The organism is Yersinia frederiksenii ATCC 33641 (assembly GCF_000754805.1).
In the GTDB taxonomy this organism is placed as follows: Bacteria; Pseudomonadota; Gammaproteobacteria; order Enterobacterales; family Enterobacteriaceae; genus Yersinia; species Yersinia frederiksenii.
In genome coordinates this window covers 1,623,958-1,643,654 of sequence record NZ_KN150731.1, presented here as the reverse complement: position 1 = coordinate 1,643,654, position 19,697 = coordinate 1,623,958, and the positions used below count along the sequence as shown (strand labels likewise).

Sequence of the window (19,697 nt, the reverse complement as noted above, 5' to 3'; positions counted from 1 at the left end):
TCTGCGGGAGTTATTCAGATGAAACGTTAGGATTTACGTGCAAACTTATCCGTTGCCAAAATCAACTGATGCAAGATACCCGGCTCGTCGAAGGAGTGACCTGCCCCCTCAACCAGATGTAATTCAGCCTCCGGCCAGGCTTTGGCTAAATCCCACGCATTTTGTGGCTGACAAGCCATATCATAGCGGCCATGGATAATAACCGCAGGAATATGACGAATACGTGTCACATCATCCAGTAACTGGTTATCACTATCCAAAAAACCCATATGGGTGAAATAGTGATTCTCAATGCGGGCGAAAGCTAGAGCAAAGTCATCTTCACCGAAAGAAGCCGAGCTTTTGGTGGGTAATAGAGTGACAGTCTCGCCTTCCCATAGGCTCCAAATTTTAGCCGCCTCCAGCTGTACGGCCTTGTCCGGCGATGTCAGTCGTTGGCGATAAGCAGCAATCACATCACCCTGTTCTTCTGGCGATAAAATAGAGAGCACACGCTGCCATTTGTCCGGGAAGAAACGTGAAGCGCCATCCTGATAATACCAATACAGCTCTTTTTTACGCAGAGTAAATATCCCACGTAACACCATCTCACTGACCCGGTCGGGGTGTGTTTCACCATACGCTAGTGCAAGTGTTGAGCCCCAAGAACCACCAAATATCAGCCATTTATCCACAGCGGCCATTTTACGTAGCCGCTCGATATCATCGACCAAATGCCAGGTGGTGTTGTTATCCAGACTGGCGTGAGGTGTTGAGCGCCCGCATCCACGTTGATCAAACAGCAAAACTTTGTATTTTGTTGGGTTAAAAAGCTGCCGGTGATACGGCGCAATTCCGCCACCTGGGCCACCATGGATAAATACCGCCGGTTTACCCTCAGGGTTGCCACAGAGTTCCCAATAAATCTGGTGACCGTCGCCTGTGTCTAACAAGCCACTGTCGTAAGGTTCATACGCTGGATAAAGCCCACGCAATTGTTCCATTATGTTTCCATGTTTGTTAAGACATTAAAGTTATCAAAGCCTATACAGCACACAGGGTCAACGATAAAACGTTACATTTACGCCAATCAGTCAATTAATTCCACCAACTGGTGATAATTACGCCATATCTCAGTGAGTTTTCACAAGTGACGTCGCAAAATAACAAATATTAAGCACCAATAAGATTGCTTAAGGTTTAATAATACTCTTGCTAAACAATACATTAATCATAGTGATGCTTTCTTCCCTTGCAACTCGTGCCTATAAGGTGGTTAATAGGGGTGCGTACCAACCTAACCGAAGGTAAAGAGAGGCAAGCCATGAGTAAGGGAATGGACAGCAAAAAGAACGCGAAGAAAAAACCACTAAAAACGCCAGCTGAGAAAAAAGCTGAGAAACGTGCTAAAAAATCATCTTCTTCTAGCGCAGAATAACGGTTTTTTCGTCTCGTCAGTCAACCCGCCATGATAGGCGGGTTTTTTGTTGCTAATATTTAAGGATTCTGGGGGTAAGCATGTATTTTCGTGTCATTGATACCGAAACCTGCGGCTTAGAGGGCGGTATTGTCGAAATCGCATCTATTGATGTGGTTGATGGGGTATTGAGTAACCCTATGAGTGACTTGGTGAGCCCTGATAGACCAATCAGTATTGATGCTATGGTGATTCACCATATCACCGAAGATATGGTAGAGGGCAAACCACGGATTGCTGTGGCGGTCAGGAAATATCAAGGTAGCCCTTACTATGTGGCCCATAATGCCCCCTTCGATCGTGGCGTGTTACCTGAGATGGGCGGCCAATGGATTTGTACTCTTAAGCTGGCACGTATGCTTTATCCTGATATTAAACACAGCAATCAATATCTGCGTTACGCTTTGCGCCTGAATGTTTCAGTACCGGATAACCTCTACCCACACCGCGCTTTATATGACTGTTATGTCACCGCCGCGCTGTTACAGCGCATCATGCAAGACTCTGGGTGGAATGCCGATCAAATGGCGGAGATAACACAGCAACCGCTGTTATTGTCTACCTTTAAGTTTGGGAAGTATCGCGGGAAGAGTATTGAACAGATAGCCCAACAAGATCCGGACTATCTGCGTTGGATGCTAGCGTCTATCTCTGACCTTACGCCAGATATGCGCCACACGCTGACGCATTACCTAACGTAATGTTCTACCTGAGATTATGCCAAAGCCAGAATGAATGCATATTCTAAGGCGATATCTTCATAAGCTTTAAAGCGCCCTGATTTACCGCCATGCCCTGAATCCATATCGGTATAAAGCAGCAATTGATGGTCATCGGTTTTCATTTCACGCAACTTAGCGACCCATTTCGCCGGCTCCCAATATTGAACTTGGGAGTCATGCAAACCGGTGGTGACCAGCATATGCGGGTAGTCCTGAGCTTTGACCTGATCATATGGGCTATATTGCTTAATATAATCGTAATAGGTTTTATCGTTCGGATTACCCCACTCGTCATATTCGCCAGTGGTCAAAGGGATAGATTCATCCAGCATGGTGGTGACCACATCAACAAATGGCACCTGCGCGACAATACCTTTATATAATTCAGGAGCCTGATTGATGACGGTTCCCATCAGCAACCCCCCTGCACTACCGCCCATGGCGAAGACCCGGTTAGCATCGCCATAACCTTCCGCGACCAAGGCTTTGGTGACATCAATAAAATCGCTAAAAGTATTTAACTTATTGAGCAATTTACCCTCTTCATACCACTGCTGACCCAATTCACCGCCGCCGCGAATATGTGCCAGAGCAAAGACAAAACCGCGATCCAATAAACTTAACCGGCTGCCACTGAATGCCGGATCCATACTGCTACCATAGGAGCCATAGCCATAAACCAACAGTGGATTATGGCCTGAGACAAAGTGCTCACGGTGATAAACCAAAGAGACCGGGACTTTGACGCCATCTGATGCCGTAACCCAAATTCGCTCGCTACGATATTTTTCCGGGGTGAAATTTTTTACTTCTTGCTGCTTAAGCAACTGACGGGCACCGGTGTCCATATTCAGTTCATACATGGAACTCGGCGTGGTCATGGAAGAGTAACCATAACGTAGCAGCTCAGTTTCCGGCTCAGGATTATACGCCAACCAGGTGACATAAGTTGGGTCATCAAAAGTAATGGATTTATCTTCACGGGTGACCCAATGAATTTGCCGCAGATGGGTTAACCCTTCACTGCGCTCCTCCACTACCAACCAATCACGGAATAAACTGAACCCTTCCAACATCACATCAGTTCTGGGCGCAATTAATGATAGCCATTGCGATTCATCAGCAAAATCAGATTGCACATGCCCTTGTTCGGCGATTTGGTACAGACCGAAATTCTTGCCGTCTTTGTTTGAGCGAATATAGAAATGCTGCTTATAGTGATCTAAGCCATATTCATGGTCTTTACGGCGAGGGGCAAACATCTGCGGTACCGGTTCTGATTGGTCGGCATCCAGCAATAAAATTTCAGACGTTGTGGTACTGCTCAGGTGGATGACAATAAAACGCTCAGAAGTGGTTTTCTCCAAACCAACATAGAAGGTATCGTCAGTTTCCTGATAAATCAGTTGGTCTAACTCAGGGTCGGTTCCCACAACATGGCGATAGACCTGATAGGGCAACAATGTTTTCTCATGCTTACGCACGTAATACAGGGTTTTTGAATCATTCGCCCACTCAAAATTGCCCGATGTATTACTGATGACTTCTTCGTGCCAAGTATCACTTTGTAAATGTTTGACTCGGATATCATATTGACGTCGGGATAAGAAATCCTCTGCCACCGCCAGCAGTTGGTTATCCGGGCTGACATCCAACCCACCCAAGGTATAAAACTCGCTATCTGCTGCACGCTGGTTACCATCCAACAGTGTTTCCCAACTGCTATCAGCCCAAACTGGCTGGCGCACATAAATGGCATACTCATTGCCCGGCTCAAAACGTGTTTGATAGCGGTAGCCATTGCGAGTATAGGGAACGGATTCTTCCTGCGGCGGAATGCGCGAAACCATCTCTTGATATAGAGTTTCTCGCAGCGGCTGCTGTGGCTTTAAAACCGCCTCAGTGAAATCATTCTCAGCTTGCAAGTAGTTCAGAACATCAGCGTCTGTGCGCTCATCATCACGTAACCAATAATAATCATCTGTACGGGTATCACCGTGTATTGTCATTGGATAAGGGCGTTTATCTGCCTTTGGAGGTATGGTCATTAGTTGAGTTATCCATCTGTGTTCGTTACCGCGAGAGTGACACGATTACCTATTAATGCCAAGTATCAATCGATGTGTATAATTTAATTAAGTGAGGCTAATCAAATGATAAATAACATGTTTAAAAAGTGTCTGACCACATTGGGATTGAAAAATAAACAGGCGCAGGAGAGTGAATCCCTGCGCCTGTTTAGTAGAAATTCATTTTACTCAATAGAAATTATTTAGGTCCATTATAAGTAATCGAACCCGCTTGGCAGTCGAGCACTACTTGATAGGTTTTATCGCCCTTATTGCCACGAACGGTTACTGGCACCTGCCAGACATCATCCTTGCCGGTAATGTCTACCGTGCTAATCCAAACCACTGGGCTATCTGTACCCAATTGTTTTTTATCGGCTTCCCAACGCGTTATTCGGTTTTGCAGAAAATCCCGTTTAACTTGCGTTGCGACCTGAGATTGATTTAAACCGGTACAAGCCGGTACTTTGGCTACCCGCGGCTCTTGGGCTTGTACACTGTGGGTAATCCCTGCCAATGCAGTGACCAATATCAAGGCGATTCCTGTCTTTCTCATCATTCCTCCACATATTATTATTTCTATCCTATGGCAGGAACAATGATTGAAAGGTAGGTTACAGAGTGGGCCGCATTGCCAACGAGCAGGATGACTGCAGCTAAATTAACACCGAGTAAATTCAATCACGTAAAACTGTTCCAAGCCCGGATAGATATCCTTAATTACTTTTTTCAGTTCATCCAACGACATATTTTCTTGCTCAGCATGGCGTTCAGACAGTGCACCCAAGGTAACCGGAGTGACAGACTTGACCACGATGTTGCAGAAGAATACGCCGTCTTCATTACGACATACGCGCAGGGTTTCACCTGGGCGGAAATCGGCTTCACTGCTATCCCGGATAGTAATCGTTTTGCGATCGGCCAGAATATCCGCCTCAAACCGGCGAAAGAAGGTGATTTCACGATTCATTTTAGATCCCTTTTGCACTTTCTGCCGAAAGTTGGCAGATTAAGCGGCTTGATTTTCTTCAGATTTAGATTTTTTCTCTGGTTCGTGCTTTTCCGCTTTGGCTTTTGGCTGCACGTCTGTAGGGGCTGTCGGGCTGGCACCACGTAGAATTTGCCCCAGTGCGTCTTTGTTCTCTGCCAGGAAGAAACTCAGAGACTCACGTTGTTCTTCTTCAAGTGTTAATGGCGCTTGTGACAACCATTCAGACAAATTATCAGCCAAATCCAACATTTTATCGTAGGCATCGGCTTCTTTTTTGGTTGTGAAAGTCATTTTTTCCTCACCCTGTCTTACCACGACGAATTTTATTTCAACGGCCATTGATATGCGTCCTTTTCACTTACAGATAACTGTACATAAACACAGTATAATGTGATTTATTGGGGCGATGCAACCGCCATCGCCCCACTGTGCTTATTTTAATAAACGGGCTTTGCAGTTTTTGCCTTTGATCTTGCCTTGCTGCAACTGTGCCAGAGCCCTTTTGGCGCAAGCCTTGCGGATCGCCACATAAGCATGGACCGGGAACATATCGATTTTACCCACATCCGCCGCAGTCAGGCCGGCATCCCCGGTTAATGCACCCAGAATATCCCCTGGCCGAATCTTAGCTTTACGCCCGCCATCAATACATAACGTCACCATTTCAGGTTCGAGCATAGCGTTAGTACTGCGACTCACCTGCTCTGCTGGCGTCCATTTCAGTTTGATTTGCAGGTAATCTTCAATGGCATGGGCACGAGCCATCTCTTGTGGTGTACACAGACTCACGGCCAGGCCGCTCATCCCTGCACGCCCGGTACGGCCAATGCGGTGCACGTGAACTTCAGGATCAAATGCCAGCTCGAAGTTAACCACCAGCGCCAAGTCTTTAATATCCAGACCGCGAGCCGCGACATCTGTTGCCACCAAAACCCGGCAGCTACGGTTAGAGAAGCGCACCAACACCTGGTCACGGTCGCGTTGCTCTAAATCACCATGCAGAGCCAGCACACTGATACCACGCGACTCCAAGGCTTCAAACACACTTTGACAATCTTTCTTGGTGTTACAGAACACCACACAAGACGCGGGCTGATAGTGGCTGAGAACAGCAATCAACAGCGGTAGACGTTTTTCACGGGTGGTTTCGAAGAAGACCTGCTCAATGGCGGGTTCTTCATCACCATCTTCAACTTCAACATTGACTGGTTGGCGTTGCACCCGCGCACTGATTCGTTCAATACCCACCGGATAAGTGGCTGAGAACAATAAAGTTTGGCGCTGTGGTGGAGTGTAAGCAATCACATCGTCAATGGCGTCGGTAAAGCCCATATCCAGCATGCGATCAGCTTCATCCAAGACCAAAATCTTAAGGTCATCAAGTACCAGTGTTTTCTTACGCAAATGTTCCTGAATACGTCCCGGCGTCCCTACCACGATATGGGGTGCATGAACCAGAGAATCCAACTGATGGCCCATCGGTTGGCCACCGCACAGTGTTAGGATTTTTATATTTTGGGTAAAGCGAGCCAGGCGGCGTAACTCTTTACTGACCTGATCAGCCAGTTCGCGGGTTGGGCACAATATCAATGCCTGTGTCACAAACTCGCCTACCGCAATTTTGTCTAGCAAACCAATACCGAAGGCCGCGGTTTTCCCACTGCCGGTCTTAGCTTTTGCCCGGACATCCTGCCCATTGAGGATTGCCGGTAACGCTGCGGCTTGTACCGGTGTCATCTCGGTATAGCCAAGTTCATTAAGATTGGACAACTGCTCAGCCGGCAGTGTCAGGGAAGAAAAGGAAGTTGTGCTCACGGCAGTAACTCTTATAACTGGATGGAATGGCAGCGATGGCCTGAAGGCAAGCGCAAGATTTTGGCGCGATAATACCAGAGATGGGGCCATTGCCGGAACTATACTGTTGCAACCTGAATACGCAATCGTTTTCGTGGCTGTTTTACCCTATACTACGGCGGTAAAATTTTCCCACTGATGTAGGTATCTAACTATGCTGACTATTGGAACTGCTCTGCGTCCCAACGCCACCCGCGTTATGTTACTTGGCTCTGGTGAGCTGGGTAAAGAAGTGGCTATTGAGTGCCAGAGATTGGGGCTGGAAGTGATTGCTGTTGATCGCTATGCCGATGCCCCTGCGATGCATGTCGCCCATCGTAGCCATGTGATTAATATGTTGGATGGCGCAGCGCTGAAGCAGTTAGTCGAACAGGAAAAACCGCACTATATCGTGCCGGAAATTGAAGCTATCGCCACTGACATGCTGGTCGAATTAGAGAATATGGGCCAGCACGTGGTGCCTTGTGCGCAAGCCACTCGCCTGACCATGAACCGCGAAGGTATTCGCCGTCTGGCCGCAGAAACACTGCAATTACCCACGTCCAGCTACCAGTTTGCGGATAGCGAGAATGCCTTCCGGCAAGCCGTCAGTGAGATAGGTTATCCGTGCATTGTTAAACCGGTAATGAGCTCTTCAGGTAAAGGCCAGAGTCTAATCCGTCATGAAGACCAACTTCAGTCTGCATGGGATTATGCGCAACAGGGTGGCCGCGCGGGCGGTGGCCGAGTCATTGTTGAAGGATTGGTGCGTTTTGATTTTGAAATTACCTTGCTGACCATCAGTGCCGTCGATGGCATTCACTTCTGTGCACCTATTGGTCACCGTCAGGAAGATGGCGATTACCGTGAGTCCTGGCAGCCACAGGTAATGAGTGAAACCGCATTAGCGCGAGCAAAAGATATTGCCTCTCGCGTGGTAACTGCACTGGGCGGCTACGGGTTATTTGGTGTGGAATTGTTTGTTTGTGGTGATGAGGTGATTTTCAGCGAAGTCTCGCCGCGCCCACATGATACCGGAATGGTAACGCTGATTTCGCAAAACATGTCTGAGTTTGCTTTGCATGTGCGCGCCTTTCTTGGTCTGCCGATTGGCACTATTCGCCAGTATGGCGCTGCGGCATCAGCCGTTATTTTACCTGAATTAACCAGCCAAAATATTGCTTATCATGGGCTGGAGACTGCTCTGGTCGGTGATACGCAAATTCGCCTATTTGGTAAGCCAGAGATTGACGGGAAACGGCGTTTAGGTGTGGCGCTGGCTGTCGCCGATGATGTTGACACTGCTATTGAAGTGGCGAAACGTGCCGCCGGAGCTGTCGTTGTCAGTGGGAAGTAATATCAGCCCCATAAATAAACCCGCCAACGCGGCGGGTTTAAATGGATATTCAGCAAGGGCTTAACCCTCGTAGTGGTCTTCTATTTCGTCGGCATCCGGCTCATCATCACGACGATAATCAGACTCATTGTGATCATCAAAGTCAGTATCTTCAAAGATAGGCATGGCTTGCGGATCGTTTTGGTGCCGCTCGCGGATTTCGGCGGCAACCAAGGCAATCGCCTCACCACTGCTCATTCCTTCCGACATGAATTTGTGAATACGTTCGACAGCTTCTTGCTGTTCCTCATGAGAAAGTGAAGGCATACCCGCTAACATTGATTTATCTCCTGCATATAATTGATTAAGTATACCTGTTTATTCTGACTTCAGGTGAACTGACTGCCCTAAGTAAACGGACGTCAAATACTTGGGCGATTTATGCTAATCTTCCCCACCGCACGTTGCGAAGATGCAATTACGCCACCTAATATAGTAATCCGAAAGAAAAGAACAGTGACTCATGAGTGTGAAAACCCTGACCTACCAAACCTTGCCTTATCAGCCCGACGCCCTGCTACAACAATTTGCTCCCCTCGCCCATCAAGCTTGGGCTATGCTGCTGCATTCCGGGTTTGCCGAACATGCCCATAATCGTTTTGATATTCTAGTGGCCGACCCGCGCGTAACCCTCACCACCCGAGGCGAGCAAACAGAAATTATTAGTGCGCAGGGACAGGCGTTCTCTCATGACGACCCCTTCTCTTTATTACAGCAACAGTTGGATAAATTCTCCCCACCGATATCTCCCCACCCCGACCTGCCATTTTTAGGTGGCGCATTAGGGTTATTGGGCTATGACCTGGGTCGGCGAGTTGAGAAATTGCCGGCACTGGCAGAGAAAGATATCTCGTTGCCGGATATGGCTATCGGCTTGTATGACTGGGCATTAATTGCCGACCATCATTTGCAGAAACTAACACTGGTTTGTCACGGAGATGCTGAACAACGTCTTTTGTGGCTACAGCAACAGAAAACCCCGGTCACCGCCGCGCCATTCAAATTGACTAGCCCATGGCAGGCCAATATGTCGCGCGAGCAATATGGTGAAAAATTCCGCCAAATTCAGGAATATTTGCACAGTGGCGACTGTTACCAAATTAATTTAGCCCAGAGATTCAGTGCAGAATATCAAGGTGATGAATGGCAAGCCTTTTTGTCATTGAGCCGCAGTAATAGAGCACCTTTTTCAGCTTTTATTCGCTTAGCGCAAAACACGCTATTGAGTATCTCACCAGAACGTTTTTTATGGCTGGAAGAGCATCAGATTCAGACTCGCCCTATCAAAGGGACTCTGCCACGGTTGAGCGACCCGGCACAGGATCGTTTACAAGCTGAGCGACTCGCCAACTCACCTAAAGATCGCGCGGAGAACCTGATGATTGTTGACTTGCTGCGCAATGATATTGGCCGTGTCGCACAGCCAGGTACGGTGCGGGTTCCGGAACTGTTTGTGGTCGAGCCTTTCCCAGCAGTACACCATTTGGTCAGCACCATTACCGCGACACTGCCAGCTGAATCTACCGCAACAGATTTACTTCGTGCTTGCTTCCCTGGAGGCTCAATAACCGGAGCGCCTAAAATTCGCGCCATGGAAATCATCGAGCAGTTGGAACCACAACGTCGCAATGCCTATTGCGGTAATATTGGCTATATTAGTTGCTGTGGCACGATGGATACTAATATTACTATCCGCACTCTGTTAACTGAAAACGGCAGAATATATTGCTCTGCTGGTGGGGGAATTGTGGCTGACAGCCAAGAACAGGCTGAATATCAGGAAACATTTGATAAAATCGCCCGCATATTACCTCAGTTGGAAAATATATAATGAATCAGTGGGCCATTCCGTGAGTGACTTGTCGGTGAATCAATCTGTGATGAATAAATTACTTCTGAATAAATCGGTTGCTGGAAATTCATTGTCTGAATTTATCAGCCGTTTCCAGCTACAACAGCCACAACCGGGTAGTTTTTCCACCCATGGCAGCCATGCCGCAGTACTAATCCCTATTATTTGCCGACCTGAACCCACATTGCTGCTAACAAGACGCTCGGACCACTTACGTAAGCATGCCGGTCAGGTCGCTTTCCCCGGTGGTAAAGCGGACCCACAAGATGGCTCGTTGATTGCCACCGCACTGCGTGAAGCCGAGGAAGAGGTCGCGATCCCGGCCTCATCGGTACATGTGTTGGGGCAATTGGCGCCACTGGACAGCTCCAGTGGGTATCAGGTAACGCCAATTGTCGGTTTAGTCCCAGCCGATATCGTCTTCCAGGGGAATGAAGAAGAAGTCGCCGGACTGTTTGAGATCCCCTTATATGAGGCATTAAGTCTGTCTCGCTACTATTCGTTGGATATCCATCGCGGGGGAGTCAATCACCGGGTCTATCTTTCATGGTATGAAAGCCAATTTGTTTGGGGGCTGACTGCCGCAATCATTCGCCGCCTGGCACAGCAAGTCAGTATTTGACACTAAAGCCGCACTTCAAATATGGGTAATGAGTGACAAACTTCACAGCATTACGGCTAAAGAGTCTGAATTACAGCATAAAGCGATCCCCATCACCTCATTACATCGATTTTTACTCTATTTTCTCTGCACAATCATTTTAAAAAAACTGTAAACTGGCCTGTCAGCGTTATGAAATATCTGTAAAATATCTTTCATCACTATAAACCACTAAAAAAGTAAGGTTAAAAGCGGATAGTGATAACGATAAGTTGGTAGCGAAATGTCACTGTTGCGGTATCCCATTGATACCGCTAACACCAGTAGGACCCAAATTTACAGGGCCTGTGGTAGCAATAACTTCACACAAAGTAACCTGCTGCTATCCACGGAGCTCTTATACTTAATACAAAGATCCTCAGCCCGATACCGATGAGCCGGAGATCACAAAAGGTTTTGTTAAGGAGTTGTAGCGTGATTAGTGTTTTTGACATGTTCAAGATTGGTATTGGCCCCTCCAGCTCTCATACTGTTGGTCCAATGAAAGCCGGCAAAGAATTTGCTGATTTGCTGGTCACTCAAGGGTTGATGCCATCTGTCACGCGGGTAGCCGTTGATGTTTATGGCTCACTGTCACTGACAGGGAAAGGTCACCACACCGACATCGCCATTATTATGGGGTTGGCGGGTAACATGCCCGATACCGTTGATATCGATAGCATTCCGGCATTTATTCGTGATGTAGAGTTACGGCAGAAATTGATGCTGGCCAATGGCTTGCATGAGGTTGATTTCCCTCGTGAAGGCGGGATGGTGTTCCGCAGTGATAATCTGCCGCTGCATGAAAATGGCATGCAGATCCACGCCTTTGCTGGCGATGAGAAAGTGCTCAGTAAAACCTACTACTCAATCGGCGGGGGTTTTATCGTTGATGAAGAGCATTTTGGCAAAGCGGCGGTAAATGCGGTCAGTGTGCCCTACCCGTTTAATTCTGCGGCGGAAATTCTGGCAAATTGCGAACAAACCGGCATGTCCATCTCCGGTATGGTGATGCAAAATGAGCTGGCGATGCACAGCAAAGAAGAGATCGAATCCTACTTCACCGCCATTTGGCAGACTATGCGGGCTTGTATTGATCGTGGCCTGAATACCGAGGGTGTGCTACCCGGCCCGCTGCGGGTTCCCCGTCGTGCTTCAGCCTTACGTCGCCTGCTGGTTTCTTCGGATAAACTGTCTAGCGACCCGATGAATGTCATTGATTGGGTCAATATGTTCGCGCTGGCGGTCAACGAAGAGAATGCCGCTGGCGGCCGAGTGGTCACTGCACCCACTAATGGTGCCTGTGGTATTGTCCCGGCAGTATTGGCCTATTACGACCACTTTATCGAACCAGTCACCCCTGAAATCTTTATTCGCTACTTCCTGTCATCAGGTGCTGTCGGGATTTTGTATAAGATGAATGCATCGATCTCAGGTGCTGAAGTGGGCTGTCAGGGTGAAGTTGGTGTGGCCTGTTCTATGGCTGCCGCCGGTTTGGCCGAATTGCTGGGTGCCAGCCCGGTTCAAGTGTGTATCGCCGCTGAAATTGGTATGGAACACAATTTAGGCCTAACCTGTGACCCGGTTGCCGGTCAGGTTCAAGTGCCTTGCATTGAACGTAATGCAATTGCTTCGGTTAAAGCGATTAACTCTGCGCGTATGGCCATGCGCCGCACCAGCGAACCTCGGGTCTCACTGGATAAAGTTATCGAAACCATGTTTGAAACGGGTAAAGATATGAATGCCAAATATCGCGAGACTTCTCGTGGTGGCCTGGCAATCAAAGTGCAGTGTAATTAATTTCTTTCACTGACAGCGTCACGCAGCAAAAGGGGAGCCGAAGCTCCCCTTTTCATTTGGCTTGGCCTGAGCTCTTACTCTTCCAGTTCATTACTCAGTTTCGTAATGCGCACCAGCTCAATGCGGTAATCTGAAACTTCCATGACCTCAAAGCGCAGGTTATGCAATTCAATCACGTCGCCCGCGGTTGGCATATGGCCTGAATGCGACAGCAGCATCCCGGCCAGTGAAGCATAATCAGCCGTGGGACTCACCAATTCCTGGCAATCCAGCGCCTGCTCCAGAGAGTGCAGATCTGCCCCCCCTTTTACCAACCAACCATCACCATCGATAATAATATCAGGCGTTTCATCTTCGTCGGGGAATTCACCAGCAATAGCTTCCAACACATCCAGCGGTGTCACCAACCCTTGTACCACGCCAAATTCGTCATTAACCACTACCAGGCGACCTTTCGCTTTACGCAATACGCCCAGCAGATTAATCACGTCCATGGTATCAGGCACCACTATTGGTGGTGTTGCCGCGGCAAACTCACAAATCGAGTCCCCGCGTTCAATCGCCACTAGCAGGTCTTTAGCTCGAACCACGCCAATTATCTGATCCAGTGAGTCGCGGCAAACGGGGAACAGGCTGTGCGGTGTATCCAATAACTGCTCACGAATCTCCGCTTGTGAACGATGACAATCCACCCAAGAGATTTCAGTGCGCGGAGTCATCACGCTGCGCAATGAGCGCGATGCCAATGTCAGCACGCCGCTGATCATATAGCGCTCTTCTTCAGCAAAAGCCTCTGTCGGCAAGGCCAATTGCGAATCACCGCTTTGCGGTTCCTGCTGCTGACGCCCGCCCATCAGACGGATAATGGCTTCCGCCGTGCGTTGGCGTCTTGGCAAACGAGACTCATGTTTAATAAAGTTGCGGCGCGCAATCTGGTTAAATAGCTCAATCAGGATAGAGAATCCGATTGCAGCGTACAGGTAGCCTTTTGGAATGTGGAAACCAAAGCCTTCCGCAATCAGGCTCAGACCAATCATTAACAAGAAGCTCAAGCACAGCACCACCACCGTTGGGTGGGCATTCACAAAGTTAGTCAGGGTTTTCGATGCCAGCAGCATCACGCCCATCGCAATCACAACCGCAGTCATCATGATAGCTAAGTCGTTAACCATCCCTACTGCAGTAATGACCGCATCCAGCGAGAAGACCGCATCCAGCACCACAATCTGTGCGACAACAGCCCAGAAGCTGGCATAACCTCGATTCGCACTGTCATCGTGCTGGTTACCCTCCAGCCGTTCATGTAGCTCGGTGGTGGCTTTAAATAGCAGGAATAGCCCCCCCACCAGCAATATCAGATCTCGCCCAGAGAAACTGAAACTGCCAACACTAAACAGCGGTGTTGTTAGCGTGACCATCCAGGAGATGACTGACAACAAGCCCAGCCGCATAATCAATGCCAGAGACAGGCCGATGATTCGAGCTTTATCTCTTTGTTTAGGCGGTAGTTTGTCAGCAAGAATAGCAATGAATACCAGGTTATCGATACCCAGAACGATTTCCAGTACCACCAACGTAAGTAACCCTGCCCAAATTGAGGGGTCCATTAGAAATTCCATGTCAGACTCCGAGAATAAGAACACGATTCAGATGATGTGCGACCAACAACAGCAACAGCAAAACGCCGTAGTACGGTTGTTAGTATAGATACGCAGAAAGATCGGGTGATATTAGCCGCAGCAAATGTGCGTGATTGGATAACCAGATTTAAACCCACTGGCTGGGTATTAGCGCTAGAGAAACAGTAACTTCGGTGACAGTCCATAGGGAGAGCTGAGGCCCTTAACTCCTGACAATTAATAGAGCCGTTAACTTTATCAGGAATTTTTTTGCCCGCATAGTCAGATTTATAACCCCCAGCAGGTAAACCCATAGACTGATGACAGATAAGACTCGCCATCTGCCATGACGCTATTTTTTCATGACTAAAATTTCCCTTGCTCAAAAAGCAGGCTAATTATCAAAATTCATACAGATGGTATAAATAGTAAACACAATAACCATACTGTGATGAATGAGTTAGGAGGTGAACACATCAATATTGTTCATCTATGTGGCGATTTACTATCCAAATGCGCTAAATCATTCATAACATGTCCCAATAAATGAGCATCGTCACATAATTTATTTTTTCACTGACTAAAATAAATCACATCCAGCACATTACGATATGCACCTGAATCGATTCATTGCCGTTGCGAATAAATCGTCAGCACTGAGCTGACATTGTGACTATCATAATAGATTCAATGTGTACTGAAGTGTTGTTGGGGAATACTGGTTTTTCTGTTACGTGCGAGAACTCAATTCTGAGTTAACAGAGGGGGTAGCGAGTGAGTATAGCTATTATCATTGGCACACATGGGGCTGCGGCAGAACAACTGCTGAAAACAGCTGAAATGATTTTAGGCGAGCAAGCTAACGTCGCTTATATCGATTTCGTCCCTGGTGAGAATGCCGAAACGTTGATTGAGAAATACAACGGTAAATTGACCGGGCTGGACACCAGTAAAGGTGTGCTATTCCTGGTTGATACCTGGGGTGGTAGCCCGTTTAACGCTGCCAGTCGTATTGCTATCGATAAAGAGAACTATGAGGTCGTCACCGGGGTTAACATTCCGATGCTGGCTGAAACCTTTATGGCCCGTGATGATAATCCATCATTTGCCGAATTGGTTGCAGTCGCGGTAGAAACCGGTCGTGAAGGCGTGAAAGCACTAAAAGCGCCTGAAGTTAAGAGTGATAAGCCCGAGACGCAACAAACTGCTCCTGCGCCAAAAGCCAAGGCTCCAGCCGTCGCTTTAGGTCCGAACGATCATATGAAGATCGGGCTGGCGCGTATTGATGATCGCTTAATCCATGGTCAGGTCGCCACTCGTTGGACCAAAGAAACTAACGTAAAACGCATTATTGTCGTCAGCGATGAAGTTGCCGCCGATAAAATGCGTAAAACATTGCTGACACAAGTTGCTCCTCCGGGTGTGACTGCACACGTTGTTGATGTTGAGAAAGCTATCCGCGTTTACAACAACCCGAAATATGCCAATGACCGGGTCATGTTGCTGTTCACCAACCCAACCGACGTTGTACGTTTGGTTGAAGGTGGCGTGGATATTAAGTCAGTAAATATCGGTGGTATGGCATTCCGTCAGGGTAAAACCCAGGTGAACAATGCGGTCTCCGTTGATGAAAAAGATATTGAAGCATTTAATAAATTGAATGCACGCGGTATTGAACTGGAAGTCCGGAAAGTATCCTCGGATTCTCGGCTCAAAATGATGGACTTAATTAGCAAACTTAATAAATAGCTTTACTCAAACTACGTAGCAAGGTTATGCCCTGTTCTGTTTTGGGACTCGGTTATTTTTACTCAGCTTTTTTGGTCATAGGAGAAGTACAATGGAGATCACAACTCTTCAGATTGTGCTGATTTTCATAGTTGCATGTATCGCCGGGATGGGTTCCATTCTGGATGAGTTCCAATTTCACCGCCCTCTCGTGGCCTGTACCTTAATCGGTCTGGTTCTGGGTGATATGAAAACCGGTATCATCATCGGTGGTACCTTGGAAATGATCGCGCTTGGTTGGATGAACATCGGGGCCGCAGTGGCACCGGATGCGGCTCTGGCCTCGATTATTTCTACCATCCTGGTTATTGCGGGCGGCCAAGACATCGGTGCAGGTATTGCACTGGCGATTCCATTGGCAGCCGCAGGTCAGGTATTAACCATCATCGTACGTACCATTACTGTGGCATTCCAGCACGCCGCCGATGGTGCTGCCGAACGAGGCAGCCTGCGAGCGATTACCTGGATTCACATCTCCGCACTGTTCTTGCAAGCAATGCGTATTGCCATTCCGGCATTGATTGTTGCCCTGTCCGTGGGTACATCTGAAGTTCAGATGTTGCTCAGCTCAATTCCAGAAGTGGTTACCAGTGGTCTGAATATCGCCGGTGGTATGATCGTCGTAGTAGGTTACGCCATGGTTATCAACATGATGCGTGCTGGCTACCTGATGCCATTCTTCTATTTAGGTTTCGTTACTGCCGCATTCACTAACTTCAACCTGGTGGCATTGGGTGTTATTGGTGTGGTTATGGCCGTTCTTTATATCCAGCTCAGCCCGAAATACAACAAGTCTCAGGTTGTAGTTCAGTCTGGCCAGGCCAATAACGATCTTGATAACGAATTAGACTAGGAAAAGGTGAGAGAAATGGTTGATACAACAACTGTTACTACGGCAACTACAGGTGAAAAGAAACTCACGCCCGCAGATATTCGCGGTGTGTTTCTCCGCTCTAACCTCTTCCAAGGGTCGTGGAACTTCGAACGTATGCAGGCGCTTGGCTTCTGTTTCTCCATGGTGCCAGCGATTCGTCGTCTGTACCCAGAGAACTCGGAAGAACGTAAGCAAGCCATAAAACGCCATCTGGAATTCTTCAACACCCAGCCGTTCGTTGCTGCCCCAATTCTGGGCGTAACACTGGCGATGGAAGAGCAGAAAGCCAATGGTGCCGAAATTGATGATGCTGCGATTAACGGTATCAAAGTCGGTCTGATGGGGCCGCTAGCCGGTGTGGGTGACCCGATCTTCTGGGGGACTGTACGTCCGGTACTTGCCGCCCTCGGTGCGGGTATCGCCATGAGCGGTAGCTTACTGGGGCCATTGTTGTTCTTCATACTGTTTAACGTGGTGCGCTTGCTAACTCGTTACTACGGTGTGGCGTACGGCTATAAAAAAGGTGTCAATATCGTTGGCGATATGGACGGTGGTCTCCTGCAAAAACTGACGGAAGGGGCGTCTATCCTCGGCCTGTTTGTGATGGGAGCTTTGGTTAACAAGTGGACGCACGTCAACATACCGGTAGTGGTGTCCAAGATAACCAACCAGAATGGCGAAACCACAGTCACCACTGTGCAGACTATTTTGGATCAGTTGATGCCAGGTCTGGTGCCGTTGCTGTTAACCTTCGGCTGTATGTGGCTATTACGTCGTAAAGTTAACGCACTGTGGATTATTATGGGCTTCTTCGCCATCGGTATCTTCGGTTACTGGATTGGCTTATTAGGGCTGTAATCCCCTCAAGTATTAGATGTCACTAAAACCGGGAGCATGCTCCCGGTTATTTATTTCAGATAGAATTTCATCCGATACCCTAATAGGTTTAAAGTGCACAAAGGCGGCAAAGATGTTCATTTCGATGATCTTACACCGCGTAGTAAGCCGTAAACTAAAGCGACCACCACACCTGCAATTTGGACGATGACGGGTATACAGGAGTTATTGCATGTCGGTTACTGATCTTGTTTTGATAGTTTTTATTGCCCTGCTGCTTGCTTATGCCATCTATGATGAATTCATCATGAACATGATGAAAGGCAAAACTCTGCTACAAGTCCACCTAAAGCGTAAAAACAAAATCGACTGCGCAATTTTTGTCGGGCTGATCGCTATTCTTGTTTACAATAATGTGATGGCGAATGGCGCAGCTTTAACCACTTATTTATTAGTGGGTTTAGCGTTAGTTGCGGTTTATATCTCTTATATCCGCTGGCCAAAATTGTTGTTTAAAAATACAGGGTTCTTCTACGCTAATGCTTTTATTGAATATAACCGAATTAAAAGTATGAATTTATCTGAAGATGGGATTTTAGTAATTGATTTAGAACAACGCAGATTACTAATCCAAGTTAACCAATTAGATGATTTAGAAAAGATTTATAACTTTTTCATTGAAAATCAATCATAAAGCCCCTCTTTTGGGAAGTTAATCTATTGACCATTGAGTTAACTGATTAATTTCCCGACATCATCCCTCCCCTCTATCCCGCTTATTTCCACACCATCATTGATGCTTATATGTGCTATTTATCACTAAAATTTCGATAATGAAAATCATTATCAACAGCATTGAGTTGCCATATTATATTTGGGGTTGTCGATATCAGAATTTATATGTTAAGGTTGCGCCGTTCATGGGGAGTAGCCGGTTTCTGTTCGTTATATTGAATTGATATATCGATATATAGAAACGCCCGTATCAACATACTCGTTCTGTTTCTGGAACGTGGTGCGGGCAGCCAGGTAAGGTTGGCGAGACCATAGACACGTAGCTCCGTCGTTAGGTTGGGGGTGGGTTACGTGTATATGGAGCCGCCCGGCCGAGACTATTTCTATGAATCTATCTGCAACTCTTGTTCTTGCTTTTGCGATGTCTATGGATGCTTTTGCTGCATCTATTGGTAAAGGCGCCAGTCTACATAAACCCCGTTTTAGAGAAGCACTGCGCACCGGTCTTATCTTTGGTGTGATAGAAGCTATTACCCCACTTATTGGGTGGTGTATCGGCCTGTTCGCCAGTCAGTATATTTTGGAATGGGACCACTGGATTGCGTTTAGCCTGCTGTTTATTTTGGGTTGCCGCATGATTTTTGAAGGCGCTAAGCAGCAAGTCGAAGAAACTGAAAAAATGCGGAGCCACAGCTTCTGGGTTTTAGTGATGACCGCCATCGCCACCAGCCTTGATGCCATGGCTATTGGTGTCGGCTTGGCGTTCTTGCAAGTCAATATTGTTCACACCGCAATGGCTATTGGGTTGGCTACCATGATCATGGCAACACTCGGTATGTTGATTGGTCGCTATATCGGCCCACTGCTGGGTAAGCGTGCTGAAATCGCGGGCGGTATCGTGCTGATTGCCATCGGCTTTAATATTCTTTATGAACACATTTATCGTGTCGCTGCATAATCAGCGCCATTTTATTCTCGTTGTAAAATAAAGTCAGTGACACTGTATTATTAGCAGCCAAAAATAAACCCCGCATTTCTGAAGAATCGCGGGGTTTTTTATTGCTGAGAAGCCCATCAACTAGAAG

The 19,697-nt window shown here is 47.5% G+C and carries 19 protein-coding genes and 1 riboswitch; of the genes, 11 read left to right on the top strand and 8 right to left on the bottom strand.

Annotated features, from left to right (window positions below):
• Nucleotides 1–26: 26 nt before the first annotated feature.
• Entirely contained in the window at nucleotides 27–983 is a 957-nt protein-coding gene (gene pip, locus DJ58_RS14420; protein ID WP_004709451.1) for a prolyl aminopeptidase, read from the bottom strand.
• A gap of 281 nt (nucleotides 984–1,264) precedes the next feature.
• On the opposite strand from pip, the gene DJ58_RS23365 reads away from it, so the two are divergent.
• Together DJ58_RS23365 and exoX are read left to right on the top strand one after the other, a co-directional pair.
• Nucleotides 1,265–1,417, top strand: a complete 153-nt coding sequence (locus DJ58_RS23365) for a hypothetical protein (RefSeq protein WP_004709453.1) — start codon at nucleotides 1,265–1,267, stop codon at nucleotides 1,415–1,417.
• A gap of 80 nt (nucleotides 1,418–1,497) precedes the next feature.
• Nucleotides 1,498–2,157 (top strand): exodeoxyribonuclease X, encoded by a 660-nt coding sequence (gene exoX / locus DJ58_RS14425; RefSeq protein WP_004709455.1) that lies wholly within the window; start codon nucleotides 1,498–1,500, stop codon nucleotides 2,155–2,157.
• A gap of 14 nt (nucleotides 2,158–2,171) precedes the next feature.
• On the opposite strand, the gene DJ58_RS14430 is transcribed toward exoX, so the two are convergent.
• The 5 genes from DJ58_RS14430 to dbpA all read right to left on the bottom strand — a co-directional run bounded on the left by DJ58_RS14430 (nucleotide 2,172) and on the right by dbpA (nucleotide 7,053).
• On the bottom strand, nucleotides 2,172–4,226 hold the full coding sequence (locus DJ58_RS14430; protein WP_004709457.1) for a S9 family peptidase: 2,055 nt from the start codon (nucleotides 4,224–4,226) through the stop codon (nucleotides 2,172–2,174).
• 220 nt (nucleotides 4,227–4,446) lie between these two features.
• Nucleotides 4,447–4,803 carry a protein YebF gene (gene yebF / locus DJ58_RS14435; RefSeq protein WP_032911130.1) on the bottom strand — a complete coding sequence of 119 codons (357 nt, stop codon included), beginning with the start codon at nucleotides 4,801–4,803 and terminating at the stop codon, nucleotides 4,447–4,449.
• A 105-nt stretch (nucleotides 4,804–4,908) separates the two neighbouring features.
• Nucleotides 4,909–5,217: a N(4)-acetylcytidine aminohydrolase gene (yqfB, locus tag DJ58_RS14440; protein WP_004709461.1), complete on the bottom strand. Its 309-nt coding sequence runs from the start codon at nucleotides 5,215–5,217 to the stop codon at nucleotides 4,909–4,911.
• Between the two features lie 39 nt (nucleotides 5,218–5,256).
• The gene (locus tag DJ58_RS14445) at nucleotides 5,257–5,577 is read right to left on the bottom strand and encodes a YebG family protein (RefSeq protein ID WP_004709464.1); all 321 of its coding nucleotides are present in this window, start codon (nucleotides 5,575–5,577) and stop codon (nucleotides 5,257–5,259) included.
• Between the two features lie 93 nt (nucleotides 5,578–5,670).
• Entirely contained in the window at nucleotides 5,671–7,053 is a 1,383-nt protein-coding gene (dbpA, locus tag DJ58_RS14450) for an ATP-dependent RNA helicase DbpA (protein WP_004709467.1), read from the bottom strand.
• A gap of 193 nt (nucleotides 7,054–7,246) precedes the next feature.
• Between dbpA and purT the strand changes: the two genes are divergently transcribed.
• A complete protein-coding gene (gene purT / locus DJ58_RS14455; RefSeq protein WP_032911131.1) occupies nucleotides 7,247–8,428 on the top strand; it encodes a formate-dependent phosphoribosylglycinamide formyltransferase in 1,182 nt (393 codons plus the stop codon).
• Nucleotides 8,429–8,488: 60 nt separating this feature from the next.
• On the opposite strand, the gene DJ58_RS14460 is transcribed toward purT, so the two are convergent.
• On the bottom strand, nucleotides 8,489–8,746 hold the full coding sequence (locus DJ58_RS14460; RefSeq protein WP_004709472.1) for a YoaH family protein: 258 nt from the start codon (nucleotides 8,744–8,746) through the stop codon (nucleotides 8,489–8,491).
• Between the two features lie 184 nt (nucleotides 8,747–8,930).
• Here DJ58_RS14460 and pabB point away from each other — a divergent pair, with 184 nt between their 5' ends.
• From pabB to DJ58_RS14475, 3 genes are all read left to right on the top strand, one after another.
• Nucleotides 8,931–10,298 (top strand): aminodeoxychorismate synthase component 1, encoded by a 1,368-nt coding sequence (gene pabB / locus DJ58_RS14465; RefSeq protein WP_004709474.1) that lies wholly within the window; start codon nucleotides 8,931–8,933, stop codon nucleotides 10,296–10,298.
• A 49-nt stretch (nucleotides 10,299–10,347) separates the two neighbouring features.
• Complete coding sequence (locus tag DJ58_RS14470; protein WP_032911191.1) at nucleotides 10,348–10,941, top strand: CoA pyrophosphatase; 594 nt, start codon at nucleotides 10,348–10,350, stop codon at nucleotides 10,939–10,941.
• A gap of 453 nt (nucleotides 10,942–11,394) precedes the next feature.
• Complete coding sequence (locus DJ58_RS14475) at nucleotides 11,395–12,759, top strand: L-serine ammonia-lyase (protein WP_032911133.1); 1,365 nt, start codon at nucleotides 11,395–11,397, stop codon at nucleotides 12,757–12,759.
• 74 nt (nucleotides 12,760–12,833) lie between these two features.
• On the opposite strand, the gene DJ58_RS14480 is transcribed toward DJ58_RS14475, so the two are convergent.
• The gene (locus DJ58_RS14480; protein ID WP_032911134.1) at nucleotides 12,834–14,378 is read right to left on the bottom strand and encodes a TerC family protein; all 1,545 of its coding nucleotides are present in this window, start codon (nucleotides 14,376–14,378) and stop codon (nucleotides 12,834–12,836) included.
• Nucleotides 14,379–15,152: 774 nt separating this feature from the next.
• Between DJ58_RS14480 and manX the strand changes: the two genes are divergently transcribed.
• The 5 genes from manX (at nucleotide 15,153) to mntP (ending at nucleotide 19,570) form a co-directional block, all read left to right on the top strand.
• Nucleotides 15,153–16,127, top strand: coding sequence for a PTS mannose transporter subunit IIAB (gene manX / locus DJ58_RS14485; RefSeq protein ID WP_004709483.1), 975 nt, complete (start codon nucleotides 15,153–15,155; stop codon nucleotides 16,125–16,127).
• A gap of 91 nt (nucleotides 16,128–16,218) precedes the next feature.
• Nucleotides 16,219–17,019: a PTS mannose/fructose/sorbose transporter subunit IIC gene (locus DJ58_RS14490; protein ID WP_032911136.1), complete on the top strand. Its 801-nt coding sequence runs from the start codon at nucleotides 16,219–16,221 to the stop codon at nucleotides 17,017–17,019.
• A 15-nt stretch (nucleotides 17,020–17,034) separates the two neighbouring features.
• Nucleotides 17,035–17,898, top strand: coding sequence for a PTS mannose transporter subunit IID (locus DJ58_RS14495; RefSeq protein ID WP_032911138.1), 864 nt, complete (start codon nucleotides 17,035–17,037; stop codon nucleotides 17,896–17,898).
• A gap of 211 nt (nucleotides 17,899–18,109) precedes the next feature.
• Nucleotides 18,110–18,571: a DUF986 family protein gene (locus DJ58_RS14500; protein WP_004709489.1), complete on the top strand. Its 462-nt coding sequence runs from the start codon at nucleotides 18,110–18,112 to the stop codon at nucleotides 18,569–18,571.
• Between the two features lie 216 nt (nucleotides 18,572–18,787).
• Nucleotides 18,788–18,987, top strand: a riboswitch (yybP-ykoY riboswitch).
• A gap of 10 nt (nucleotides 18,988–18,997) precedes the next feature.
• Entirely contained in the window at nucleotides 18,998–19,570 is a 573-nt protein-coding gene (mntP, locus tag DJ58_RS14505; protein WP_032911140.1) for a manganese efflux pump MntP, read from the top strand.
• Nucleotides 19,571–19,697 lie beyond the last annotated feature (127 nt).